Here is a 12,524-nt window from a genome sequence, read left to right as displayed (position 1 = left end):
ATCACTTCTTCATTTCAGGAACGTTCTTTTTCCCTTTGTTCTCGGGGATGTAGTCGCTCCACGGGTCGGCAACCACCGGACCCGGTGTCTTCCACACCACGTTGAACTGGCCATCGGCCTTCACTTCACCAATGAACACCGGCTTGTGCAGGTGGTGGTTTTCCTTGTCCATGGTGCTGGTGAAACCACCCGGTGCCTTGAAGGTCTGGCCGGCCATGGCGGCGATCACCTTGTCGGTGTCGGTCGACTTGGCCTTGGTCACGGCCTGGGCCCACATGTTGATGCCGATGTAGGTGGCTTCCATCGGGTCGTTGGTCAGTGGCTTGTCCTTGTGGCCGGGGATGTTCTTGGCCTTGGCGTAGTCGCTCCACTTCTTCACGAACTCGGTGTTGGCCGGGCTCTTGATGCTCATGAAGTAGTTCCAGGCGGCCAGGTGGCCCACCAGCGGCTTGGTGTCCACGCCGCGAAGTTCTTCTTCACCCACGGAGAAGGCCACCACGGGCACGTCCTTGGCGGAGAGGCCGGCGTTGCCCAGTTCCTTGTAGAACGGCACGTTGGAGTCGCCATTGATGGTGGAGACCACGGCCGTCTTCTTGCCGGCCGACGAGAACTTCTTGATGTTGGCAATGATGGTCTGGTAGTCGGAGTGACCGAAGGGGGTGTACTCCTCCATGATGTCGGCGTCGGCCACACCCTTGCTCTTCAGGAAGGCGCGCAGGATCTTGTTGGTGGTGCGCGGGTACACGTAGTCGGTGCCCAGCAGCACCCAGCGCTTGGCGCTGCCGCCGTCCTTGCTCATCAGGTATTCCACAGCGGGAATGGCTTGCTGGTTGGGCGCGGCGCCGGTATAGAACACGTTCTTGCTCAGCTCTTCACCTTCGTACTGCACGGGATAGAACAGCAGGCCGTTGGCCTCCTCCACCACCGGCAGCACCGATTTGCGCGACACCGAGGTCCAGCAGCCGAAGATGACCGCGACCTTGTCCTGCGTCAGCAGTTGCTTGGTCTTCTCGGCGAACAGGGGCCAGTTGGAGGCCGGGTCGACCACCACGGGCTCGAGCTTCTTGCCGAGCACGCCACCCTTGGCGTTGATCTCGTCGATGGCCATCAGCACCGTGTCCTTGAGCACGGTTTCCGAAATGGCCATGGTGCCCGAGAGGCTGTGCAGCACGCCGACCTTGATGGTGTTCTGCGCGTGAGCAGGCAAGGCGGACAGGCCGCCCAGCGTGGCCACCATGGCGGCGGCCGAGAGGGTCTTGAGGGTAAAACGGCGGGCGTTTTGGGTGGTCTTCGACATGCGCTTCTCCAGTGTTCCAGTGGTCCCGTGAGGGGGGTGTTTGGCGCCGCCGGCTGCCCTCTTCGGACGTGGCACAGCGGACGAACTGGATGCTAGGGAAGACCCTCGATGGCGTATGTACGCCGGGTGGCGTACGTCCACCCGGCATCAGGTCAAGGAGAAGAAATCCTGTTCCACTTCGCACCCCGCCCCTTGCCTGAAGGCGCAATCAACCCCTCTGCTTTCATCGCGCGCAGTACCAGCCGCACCATGTCACGACTCACGCCGGGGCACGCGTCTTCCAACTCAGAGATGGAGAACGGCAGCGTGCGTTTGAGCACTTCGGCGCGTACACGGTCGCCTTTGGCGCCGCGGCCGTGTTCGATATGGCCTACCCGCTCTTCAAACTCTTTGTACGCGCGCAGCAGCGCGCCCCAGAAGTAGCTCAGCCATGGCGCGATGTCGTGCCGGCCTTCGTGCCAGCCCTGAGAGCTTGCTTCGAGCGTTTCGTAGTAGCTTTCCTTGCTCTCTTCAAAGATGCGTTCGAGGCTGATGTAGCGGCCCACGGCGCAATCAAAGTGATAGAGCAGTTGCAGAGTGAGCAGGCGGGCAGTGCGACCATTGCCGTCGGCAAAGGGGTGGATGCACAGGAAGTCCAGTACCACCAGAGGCACCAGCACCAGCGGGTCAGCCAGATGCTGGCCCAGCGCATGGCGGTAGCCACTCACCAAATCGTTCATGGCCATCGGCGTGAGGTGTGCCTGAACGGGGCGGAAGCGGATGCGGGTGCTGCCGTCAGAGTGACGTTCGACGATGTCGTTGTTGGTGGCTTTCCATGCGCCACCAGGCTGGGGCATGTAGCGATAGAGCATGCCGTGGAGCTGCAGCACCGTGCCTTCAGTGAACGGCATTTCTTCGCCGCTTTCGTGGATGAGGGCGAGCGCGTCGCGGTAGCCCGCCACCTCTTGTTCACTGCGGTTTTTAGGCGCGGCGTCTTTGAGGACCAGCGCCTTCAAGCGGCTGGGTGCCACCTCGATGCCTTCGAGCCGATTGGACGATTCGGTGGACTCGACCACGGCGACCTGCCGCAGGCCGCTCAAGACTTCGGGCGACTGCGCCACATACAGTTGTTGCTTGCCCCGGTACTCGCCCAGCGCGCGCAGGGTGCCCAACTGCTGCGCATCAAAGCGCAGGTTCTGCAAATAGTCGGGCTGGAGCGATTGCATGGTTCAGGTCTGAAATGGGGTAATAGCCCCAATTATGAGGGCATTATTGACACTAATTACCCTGTTTAACCTTGCATTACCCCATTAACGCGCCCCTCAGCAGCAGCGCCCCATGCGCGAGCCGTAGCGCGCAGCCTGGCGCTCCCGGAAGAACGCCTCGTAGTTCATGGGTTCCTGATCGGGATGCGTGGCGCGCATGTGGGCCACGTAACCACCGTAGTCGGGCACGCCGACCATCAGCCGGAAACTCTGCGCCATGTAGCGGCCGGCCCGCCCGAGGTCTTCGAGCAGGCCGCCACCGGCGGATGCGTCAACCACCGACGCTGGCGCCGACGGGCAGCGCCTGGTAGGGGACTTCGTTCACCGTCGGCTGGCGCTCGGCGCGCGCCTTCAGCACGCTCTTGACGCTGTAGAACAACACGCTGATCACCACGAACATGAACAGCGCGCAGAGCGCGGCGTCGAGCCGGTTGTTGAAGACGATGCGCGACATCTCCGCCGTGCTCTTGGCGGGTGCAAGCAGCACGCCCTGCTGCAACGCATCGGCGTAACGGCTGGCGTTCGACAGGAAGCCCACCTTGACGTCGCTGGAGAACATCTTCAACCAGCCCGCCGTAAGCGTGCAGACCAGCAGCACGGTCGCCGGCACGATGGTGACCCAGGCGTAGCGGTCCTTCTTCATCTTGAACAGCACCACGGTGCCCAGCATCAACGCCACGGCGGCGAGCATCTGGTTGGCGATGCCGAACAGCGGCCACAGGGTGTTGATGCCGCCCAGCGGATCGACCACGCCCTGGTAGAGGAAGTAGCCCCAGGCCGCGACACACAGCGCGGTGGCGATCAGGTTCGCAGGCAGCGAATCGGTCTTCTTGAGGGCCGGCACGAAAGTGCCCATCAGGTCCTGCAGCATGAAGCGGCCGGCGCGCGTGCCGGCGTCCACCGCCGTCAGGATGAACAGCGCCTCGAACAGGATCGCGAAGTGGTACCAGAAGGCCATCATGGCCTGGCCGCCCACCACCTGGTGCAGGATGTGGGCCATGCCGACGGCCAGCGTGGGCGCGCCACCGGCGCGCGCCAGGATGGTGTTCTCACCCACGTCCTTGGCGGTCTGCACCAGCATCTCAGGCGTGATCACGAAGCCCCAGGTAGACAGCGTGGCGGCCACGGTCTCGGGCGTGCTGCCCACCAGTGCGGCCGGGCTGTTCATCGCGAAGTAGATGCCGGGCTCGATGCACGAAGCCGCCACCAGTGCCATCACCGCCACGAAGGATTCGGCCAGCATGCCACCGTAGCCAATGAAGCGCGCGTTGACTTCGTTGTCCAGCATCTTGGGCGTGGTGCCCGAGGAGATCAGCGCGTGAAAGCCCGACACCGCACCACAGGCGATGGTGATAAACAGGAAAGGGAACAGGTTGCCCGACCACACCGGGCCGTTGCCAGCCGCGAACTGCGTGATGGCCGGCATCTGCAGCGGCGGCGCCACCACGACGATGCCGACGGCCAGCGCGATGATCGTGCCGATCTTGAGGAAGGTGGAGAGGTAGTCGCGCGGCGCGAGCAGCAGCCACACGGGGATGGATGCCGCCACGAAGCCGTAGGCGATCAGCATCCAGGTGAGTGCCTTGCCGTCGTAGGTGAACAGCGGTGCCCAGGTGGGGCTTTCGTGCACCCACTGGCCGACGATGATGGCGAGCATCAGCAGCACGAAGCCGATGATGGACACCTCGCCGATGCGCCCGGGGCGCAGGTAGCGCAGGTACACACCCATGAACAGCGCCACCGGAATCGTGGCCGCCACGGTGAAGGTGCCCCAGGGCGATTCCGCCAGGGCCTTGACCACGATCAGTGCCAGCACCGCCAGGATGATGATCATGATCATGAAGGCGCCGAACAGCGCGATCACGCCGGGCACCATGCCCATTTCCTGCTTGATCAGGTCGCCCAGCGAACGCCCGTCGCGGCGGGTGGAGATGAACAGCACGATGAAATCCTGCACCGCACCGGCGAACACCACGCCCGCCAGGATCCACAGCAGCCCGGGCAGGTAGCCCATCTGCGCCGCGAGCACGGGGCCAACCAGCGGGCCGGCGCCGGCGATGGCGGCGAAGTGGTGGCCGTACAGCACGTACTTGTGCGTGGGCACGTAGTCGAGCCCGTCGTTGTGGCGCCAGGCCGGCGTCATGCGCGAGCCGTCCAGGCCCAGCACCTTGGTGGCGAGGAACAGGCTGTAGTAGCGGTAGGCGATCAGGTAGACGCAGACGGCAGCGACCACCACCCAGAGGGCGCTGACGGCTTCACCCCGTCCCAGCGCCACGGCCGCAAGCGCGAAAGCGCCCAGCACGGCCACGAAAAACCACCCCAGGTGGCGACCCATTGCAGACATGTTTGTCTCCTCTTGTGCCGCGGCCTCGCCGATCGGACCGCTGTGCGACGGGCAGTATCGGCAACGGGCCGCGCGGGCGCATCCGTTGCAACGCGCGGCGCAGCGCGTGGCAACACGTAAGGAGAAACCCGTACGCGGCGCGCTCAGGGCGCTTCGCGGGCGTGCTCGACGGCGTACTTGATGAGTTCGGCCTGCCCATCGAGCCCCAGCTTGCGCTTGATGCTCTGGCGGTGCGTCTCGACGGTGCGCACGCTCAGGTCCAGCGCCTTGGCGATCTGCTTGCTGGATTCGCCCCGCCCCAGTGCGCTGAGGATCTGGCTCTCGCGCGGCGAGAGCAGCGGGCGCGGCTCCTGGTGGCGGAACAGCCGGCGCGACACGCCTGGGCTGAGGAAGGTGCCGCCCGCCACCACGGCCTCGATGGCGGCCACGATCTCGCTGGCCGGCGCGTCCTTCAGTACATAGCCTCGCGCGCCAGCCTGCAGCGCCCGCTGCACGTACTCCGGGTTGTCGTACATGCTGAACATCAGCACGCACAGCTCGGGCCAGCGCGCGAGCATGGCCTGCGCCAGGTCGATCCCGTTGCCGGCCTTCAGGCCCACGTCCTGCAGCACCACGTCGACGGAGGTCTGGTCGAGCAGGCGCATCGCCTCGTCGGCGTCGCCCGCCTCGCCCACCACCTGCAGCTGCGCCAGGCTGGAGAGACGCGCGCGCAGGCCTTCGCGCACCATGGGGTGGTCGTCGACCAGGAGGATGCGGATGGTCTCGTTCATGTCCAGGCTTCTATCTGGGTGCCGTGGCCGGGTTCGGCATGGATGGACAGGCGGCCACCGATGGCGGCCAGGCGCTCGCGCATGTTGCGCAGGCCGATGCCGCGCTCGGGGTGCAGGTGCACCGCAGCGCTGTCGAAGCCCTGGCCGTCGTCGATGACGCTCATGCGGACACCCGATGGTGGCTCGAAGGCCAGCGCCAGCTCGACCTGCCGCGCCTTCGCATGTTTGGCCACATTGGTCAGACTCTCCTGCGCCACGCGGAACAGCGCGGTCTTCACCTCGTCCGGCAGTTCGCGTTCGGCCCCTTCGATGCGCACCACCACCGGCAGGCCGCTGGCCTCCTCGAACTCGCGGCCCAGGTGCTGCAGCGCGGCCGGCAGGCCCAGGTTGTCGAGCAGCGCCGGGCGCAACCGGTGCGAGATGCGCCGGATTTCCACCAGGCTCTGGTTGAGACCCTGCAGCGCCTTGGTCAGTGGTTCGGGCGCGCCCGTCTCGGCGCCAGCCTCCACCAGCAGCTTGGTGGACACCAGGCTCTGGCTGATGCCGTCGTGCAGCTCGCGCGCAAGATGGGCGCGCTCGTCTTCCTGCGACTGCTGCACCTGCCGCGCCAGCAGCCGCAGCTTGTTTTCCGCCACCCGGTGCTCGCTCAGGTTCAGCGCCAGGCCACTCGCGCTGATGAGCGCGATGCCGAACACCGCGATGCCCGCGATCCACAGCAGCGTGGTGGCGATGTTGCGGTTGGCTTCTGTTTCGATGCGCGTGAGCGTGGCCTGGATGCCGTCGAGGTACAGCCCCGTGCCCATCATCCAGCCCCAGCGCTCGTAGGCAATCACGTAGCCCAGCTTGGGCGTGTCCCGGCCACTGGACGGCTGGCGCCAGAGGTAGTCGACGAAACCACCACCGGCACGCGCCTGCGCAATCAGCCGCTGGATCGTGGGCCGACCCTGCGGGTCGCGCAGTTCCCAGAGGTTCTGGCCCTCCAGCTCGGGCTGGCGCGAGTGCATGAGCACACGGCCCTGCAGGTCGTAGACGAAGAAATAGCCATCGGGACCGTAGTCCAGCGAGGCCAGCAGGCGCAGCGCCTGTGCGCGTTCGGCCGGGTCGTTGCCACCGCGGTCGTAGATCGGCTGCACGGTGCTGGCGGCCAGGGCCACGTAGTTGTGCAGCTCGGTGCGCCGCGCCTCCATGTAGGCGCTTTCCACCAGCGCGTACTCGCGCTTCGCCAGGTCGCGTTCCTGGTGCTGCACGGCCAGCGCAATGAGCACGAGCGAAGCCAGCAACGGCAGCAGGGCCAGCAGGAGGATCTTGGTTCGCAGTCGCATCGGGAAGGAAAAGGGCGCTGGGGCGCCATTGTCCTCCGATCCGCACAACCGCTCTCAAGCACCGTGGTGAGGTTGCAGCAGAGGGACCCGGTTGATCGCCATGGCGGCGGCGGCGGTTCGCGTCTCCACGCCGAGCTTGGCGTAGACGCGCTCCAGGTGCTTCTTCACGGTGGCGGGGCTTGACCCGAGGATGTCGCCGATGTCGCGGTTGATCTTGCCCTTGACCACCCAGTACAGCACCTCGGCCTCGCGCGCGGTGAGGCCGAAGGCACCGGCCAGGCTGGAGAGCACGCTGGCGTCGGAAGTCTCCTGCATCACGATGAGCCAGTCGCCGCCCTCGCCGTTGACTTCATCGCCCACGCACTGGTGCAGCCGGAACGTGAGGCGCCGCGGGCCGTTCTCCAGCGTCAGGCGTGGTGGCTCGCGCTGCTCGAGCGCTTCACCGAGATGGCGGCGCAGCCACTGCAGCACAACGGGGGGTGTGGTGGGCGCTTCGGTGCCGCAATGGTTTCGAAGCAGGTCGCGCGCCAGCGGGGTCTGCCACATCAGGCGGCCGTCGCGCTCGCGCACGGTGATGGTGGCGTAGCCGAACGCATCGAGCGCGTTGCGCGCCTGGCTGCGTTCCACCGCGCCCTGGCGCACGTGGCGGGCGGTGCGCAGGTGCACGCCCATGCGCGCCATGACCTCGCGAGGCTTGATCGGCTTGGTCACGTAGTCGGCACCACCGGCATCGAGCGCAGCCACCAGGTGCTCGGTGTCGGTGAGCCCGGTCATGAAGATGATGGGAATGTGTGCTGTGGCAGGCTGCGCCTTGAGCTGGCGGGCCACCTCGAAGCCGTCCAGGCCAGGCATCACAGCGTCGAGCAGCACCACATCGGGCAAGGCCTGGGTGGCACGACGGATGGCGCTATCGCCGTCCAGCGCCACCAGCACGGTGTAGCCGGCTTCGTCGAGCGCGTCGTGCAGCGGCGCCACGTTGTCGGGCACGTCGTCGACGATCAGCACCACCAGCGAGTCGCTGAGCTGCAGCGGCGCGGGCGTGATGCCCACGGACAGCACATGGGGTTCAACCGGGTGCGGCATGGTGTAGCAGCAACTGCTGTTCAATGGTCTCGAAACGGAACTCGCGCGCCAGCGTGCGCAGGCTCTGCGCGAACGCAGCCTGCTCTGGGCGGCGCAGCACCCAGTCGTCGAGCCATTGCACGATGCCCTTGTAATAGCCCAGGCGCACCAGCTCAAGCAACGGTTCGAGCTCGGCACGGCTGGCGGGTGCGACCGCAGGGTGTCCCGCTTCCGGTTGTTCAGATGCCGCTTCCGCAATCCAGGCGAGCGACAGGCACTGGCCGAGCCAGGTGAGCAGGTCGTCGCGCCGCACGGGCTTGACGAAAAAGTCCTGGGGTCGATGGCCGAGGTCGTTGTCCAGGCCTTTGTCGAAAGCGTTGGCCGAGACGATGGCCAGCGGCACGCTTCCCCACCCGCGCGCGCGCAGACGGCGCAGCGTTTCCCAGCCATCGATACCCGGCATGGCCAGGTCCATGAAGACCGCATGCGGTGCGCCGGGCGCGCCCGGTTGCATGCCATCCAGCAGGGCCAGCGCGTCCAGGCCGCTGGTGGCGAGCATCACCTCAAATCCCAGCGGTGCCAGCCAGCGCGATAGCAGTTCCCGGTCTGCCTCTTCGTTGTCCACCACCAGCACGCGCCGCCGCTCGCCGCTGTAGCCGGCGAACTGCGCTACGGCCTGCGGGACAGGCAACACCACGCCGTGCAGCTCGGGCAGGAACAGGCGCACCGTGAACACGGTGCCTTGTCCGGGCGTGCTGCGCACCGTCATTTCGCCACCCATCAGGTCGGTCAGCATCTTGGCGATGGTCAAGCCCAGGCCGGTGCCCGGGCTCCCGGTGACCGAACCCACAGCGTCGCCCTGACCGCGCGCGAAGGGTTCGAACACGCGCTCCAGGTCCTGCGCGCTCATGCCCGGGCCGGTGTCGTGCACCTCGAACTGCGCCATCTCGCGCGCGTGCGTCACGCGCAGCCGCACCTGGCCTGAGCGCGTGAATTTCACCGCGTTGCCCAGCAGGTTGATGAGGATCTGGCGCAGGCGCTTCTCGTCCGCACGCACCGCATCGGGCAACCGCCCTCCGGTCTCGAACACGAAGCGCAGACCCTTGGCAGCGGCCTGCAGTTCGAACATGCTGGCCACTTCCTGCATGGCGCCAGCAAAGGCCATGGGACGCACCTCCAGCGCGAGCTTGCCGGACTCGATGCGGGCGATGTCCAGCGTGCCTTCGATGAGCGAGAGCAGGTGCTCGCCACCCCGGTGGATCACGCGGATGGCCTGCGCGCGGTGCGGCGCCATGCCCGTGTCTTCCTGCAGCAGCTGCGCATAGCCCAGGATGCTGTTGAGCGGCGTGCGCAACTCGTGGCTGATGGTGGAGATGTAGCGCGTCTTGGCCTGGTTGGCCTGCTCTGCGGCATGGCGCGCCTGCTGCAAGGCCTCGTCGGTGCGCTGGTGCGACTCGATTTCCTGCATCAGCAAACGCGTCTGCCGGTTCGACTCTTCCTGCGCCACCTCGCGGCTCTTGTGCGCGAGCACCAGCCACCACGCCACGGTGGCTGCGATCAGCAGCAACACCGCATAAACACGCACGAAGCCCGAGCGCAGGGCGGCGTCGAGCAGCGACACATTGGCTGCCACGCCCAGCCCCTGACTCAGGCCTTCCACTTCCTGCCGGTACAAGAGCCCCAGCACGGCAGCCAGCACCGGCGCGATCACCATCATGAGCAGCAGGTAGTGCGCCAGGCCGGCTTCCAGGTACGGCCACACGCTGCGCGGCATCACGTGGCGAAGCGCGCCGATCCACTGCTCGGAGAGGCGCGCGTGAGGTTTGCAGAGGTCGCCACAGCGCGCGTCCAGCGTGCAGCAGAGCGAGCAGATGTTGCCCTGGTAGGCGGGGCAATGCGCCATGTCGGGCGCTTCGTACTCGCGCTCGCAGATCACACACCGTTGCACGACGTACCGTGCCGGCGATGCCACTGCACAATTTCCGCAGGCTTTCGTGGTGGCCCTGGCAATGTAGTACCGCCCCTTCGTCAGCCAGGCAATCGCCGGTGCCGCCGCCAGCGCCGTCACCATCGCGATCACCGCCGAGAACGCTTGCGCCCCCGGCCCCAGCAGCCCCATGTGCGCGATGATGGACAAGGCCGAAGCGAGCCCCATGGCACCCACACCCACGGGGTTGATGTCGTAGAGGTAGGCGCGCTTGAACTCAATGCCCTTGGGCGACCAGCCCAATGGCTTGTTGATCACGAGGTCGGCGACCACGGCCATGATCCAGGCGATGGCGATGTTGGAGTACACGCCCAGTACCTCGCCCAAGGCCTGGAACACGTTCATCTCCATCAGCATGAAGGCGATCAGCGTGTTGAACACCACCCACACCACGCGCCCCGGGTGGCTGTGGGTGATGCGCGAGAAGAAATTGCTCCAGGCCAGCGAGCCGGCGTAGGCATTGGTGACGTTGATCTTCATCTGCGATACCACCACGAACAGCGCTGTGGCCGCCACCGCCCAGCCGTAGTCGGAGAACACGAACTCGTAGGCGGCGAGGTACATCTGGTTGGGATCCACCGCGCGCTCGGGCGGCACCATGTGGCTGATGGCCAGGTAGGCCAGCACGGCGCCACCCAGCATCTTCACCACACCGATCACCACCCAGCCCGGCCCGCCCGCCAGCACGCCGGCCCACCAGCGCCAGGCCTTGCCGGGCTCCTTCGCAGGCATGAAGCGAAGGTAGTCCGCCTGCTCGCCCATCTGCGTGATGAGTGCAATGCCCACCGTGAGTGCCGCACCAAACAGGTGCCAATCAAACACCGCACCCGCACCAGATTCGCCCCCGTAACGCACCACGTTGGTGAAAGCCTCGGGTGCCATGGCGGCCACGGCAATGAAGGGCACCACCATCATCACGAGCCACAGTGGCTGCGTCCAGACCTGGAAGCGGCTGATGACCGACACCCCGTGCGTCACCAGTGGAATGACGACCAATGCGCAGATGAGGTAGCCCCAGGCGGGTGGAATGTCCAGCGCGAGTTCGAGAGCGTAGGCCATGACGGCCGCCTCGAGCGCGAAGAAGATGAAAGTGAATGAAGCGTAGATGAGCGAGGTGATGGTCGAGCCGATGTAGCCGAAGCCCGCGCCACGGGTGAGCAGGTCCATGTCGATGCCATGGCGCGCGGCGTAGATGCTGATGGGCAGGCCGGCCAGAAAGATGATGAGACCGGTGCACAGAATGGCCAGCGCGGCGTTCAAAAAGCCGTATTGCACCAGCAGCGTGGCGCCGACGGCCTCGAGGATCAGGAATGAAGCGGCGCCGAATGCCGTGTTGGCCACCCGCCATTCCGACCACTTGCGAAAGCGTTGCGGCGTGTAGCGCAACGCATAGTCTTCCATGGTTTCGCTGCCGACCCAGCTGTTGTAGTCGCGGCGCACCTTTATGATGCGTTGCGGCGCCGAAGGCTCGGACGGATCGAACGCAGGGGATTCGGGCAAGGCGTTGTTCACACCGGGTTTGTGCAGCTTTCATGCCACGCGGCGATGCAGGGCATGGGAATTGCTGATCAGCCTTTCAAACAGGACCGCAGAGCAAGCGCACCACCATGGAACTCACGCCCCGGGAAAAAGACAAGCTGCTGATCTTCACCGCCGCCCTGCTCGCCGAAAGGCGCAAGGCACGCGGACTCAAGCTCAACCACCCCGAAGCCATCGCCCTCATCACCGCAGCGGTGATGGAAGGCGCGCGCGACGGCAAGAACGTGGCCCAGCTCATGAGCGAAGGCCGCAACGTGCTGACCCGCGCCGACGTGATGGAAGGCATCGCCGACATGATCCCGGACATCCAGGTGGAGGCAACCTTTCCAGACGGCACGAAGCTCGTGACCGTGCACCAACCGATCCCATGAAGCACTCCGCCATGAAATACAGACACCTCATCGCCATTGCCCTCGCCACCGTGTCGTTTTCCGCTGCCGCGCACGTGGGCGAGGCCCACGACCACGGAGGCCTTCTGACCGGGTTCCTGCACCCCGTCACGGGACTGGACCACCTGGCCGCCATGCTGGCCGTGGGCGTGTGGAGCGCCATGACCACCAAACGCCTGTGGATCGCCCCTGTTTCCTTTGCCGCCCTGCTGCTCGTGGGTGCCCTGCTGGCACAGGCGGGCGTGGCCTTTCCGGCCATCGAGCCGATGATCGCGGCCTCCATGCTGGTTGTGGGCCTGCTGCTCGCGGCGCAGGTGAAGCTGCGTGAGGCCACGGGCGCGGTGCTGGTCGGCACTTTTGCGCTGTTTCACGGGGCGGCCCACGGTCAGGAACTTGGCGTTGGTGTCGCGCTGGCCGGCATGGTGCTGGGCACCGCGTTGCTGCACACCGTGGGCATCGGCCTCGGACTGGGTCTGAAGCGCGCCAACCACTGGCTGCCGCGCGTGGCCGGCGGCATCGTGGCCCTGATGGGCCTGAACATGGCCTGGGGCCTGCTGGCCAGCTGAAGCA

Annotated in this window: 10 protein-coding genes; 2 read left to right on the top strand and 8 right to left on the bottom strand. The window is 66.0% G+C overall.

Going from position 1 to position 12,524, the window contains the following annotated elements:
• Window position 1: 1 nt before the first annotated feature.
• From urtA to ACTIF6_RS13665, 8 genes are all read right to left on the bottom strand, one after another.
• Window positions 2-1,297 carry an urea ABC transporter substrate-binding protein gene (gene urtA / locus ACTIF6_RS13700; RefSeq protein ID WP_439588469.1) on the bottom strand — a complete coding sequence of 432 codons (1,296 nt, stop codon included), beginning with the start codon at window positions 1,295-1,297 and terminating at the stop codon, window positions 2-4.
• A 152-nt stretch (window positions 1,298-1,449) separates the two neighbouring features.
• Entirely contained in the window at window positions 1,450-2,502 is a 1,053-nt protein-coding gene (locus tag ACTIF6_RS13695; RefSeq protein ID WP_439588468.1) for a Fic family protein, read from the bottom strand.
• A 96-nt stretch (window positions 2,503-2,598) separates the two neighbouring features.
• Entirely contained in the window at window positions 2,599-2,793 is a 195-nt protein-coding gene (locus ACTIF6_RS13690; protein WP_439588559.1) for a YbdD/YjiX family protein, read from the bottom strand.
• A gap of 19 nt (window positions 2,794-2,812) precedes the next feature.
• Window positions 2,813-4,885 (bottom strand): carbon starvation CstA family protein, encoded by a 2,073-nt coding sequence (locus ACTIF6_RS13685; protein WP_439588467.1) that lies wholly within the window; start codon window positions 4,883-4,885, stop codon window positions 2,813-2,815.
• A gap of 143 nt (window positions 4,886-5,028) precedes the next feature.
• Window positions 5,029-5,655, bottom strand: coding sequence for a response regulator (locus ACTIF6_RS13680; RefSeq protein ID WP_439588466.1), 627 nt, complete (start codon window positions 5,653-5,655; stop codon window positions 5,029-5,031).
• Window positions 5,652-6,977 carry a cache domain-containing protein gene (locus ACTIF6_RS13675; RefSeq protein WP_439588465.1) on the bottom strand — a complete coding sequence of 442 codons (1,326 nt, stop codon included), beginning with the start codon at window positions 6,975-6,977 and terminating at the stop codon, window positions 5,652-5,654. The genes ACTIF6_RS13680 and ACTIF6_RS13675 overlap by 4 nt, the downstream gene beginning before the upstream one ends.
• 54 nt (window positions 6,978-7,031) lie before the next feature.
• Window positions 7,032-8,060 carry a response regulator gene (locus tag ACTIF6_RS13670; protein WP_439588464.1) on the bottom strand — a complete coding sequence of 343 codons (1,029 nt, stop codon included), beginning with the start codon at window positions 8,058-8,060 and terminating at the stop codon, window positions 7,032-7,034.
• Window positions 8,044-11,427 carry a hybrid sensor histidine kinase/response regulator gene (locus tag ACTIF6_RS13665; RefSeq protein WP_439588558.1) on the bottom strand — a complete coding sequence of 1,128 codons (3,384 nt, stop codon included), beginning with the start codon at window positions 11,425-11,427 and terminating at the stop codon, window positions 8,044-8,046. The genes ACTIF6_RS13670 and ACTIF6_RS13665 overlap by 17 nt, the downstream gene beginning before the upstream one ends.
• A 206-nt stretch (window positions 11,428-11,633) precedes the next feature.
• Here ACTIF6_RS13665 and ACTIF6_RS13660 point away from each other — a divergent pair, with 206 nt between their 5' ends.
• Together ACTIF6_RS13660 and ACTIF6_RS13655 are read left to right on the top strand one after the other, a co-directional pair.
• Window positions 11,634-11,936, top strand: coding sequence for an urease subunit gamma (locus tag ACTIF6_RS13660; RefSeq protein WP_439588463.1), 303 nt, complete (start codon window positions 11,634-11,636; stop codon window positions 11,934-11,936).
• 11 nt (window positions 11,937-11,947) lie between these two features.
• A complete protein-coding gene (locus ACTIF6_RS13655) occupies window positions 11,948-12,520 on the top strand; it encodes a HupE/UreJ family protein (protein ID WP_439588462.1) in 573 nt (190 codons plus the stop codon).
• Window positions 12,521-12,524 lie beyond the last annotated feature (4 nt).

The sequence above is a fragment of the Hydrogenophaga sp. genome (genome assembly GCF_051860785.1).
Taxonomy (GTDB): Bacteria; Pseudomonadota; Gammaproteobacteria; order Burkholderiales; family Burkholderiaceae_C; genus Hydrogenophaga.
Note: the sequence above shows the minus strand (reverse complement) of the source record. Positions and strands in the feature narration are given on the sequence as shown.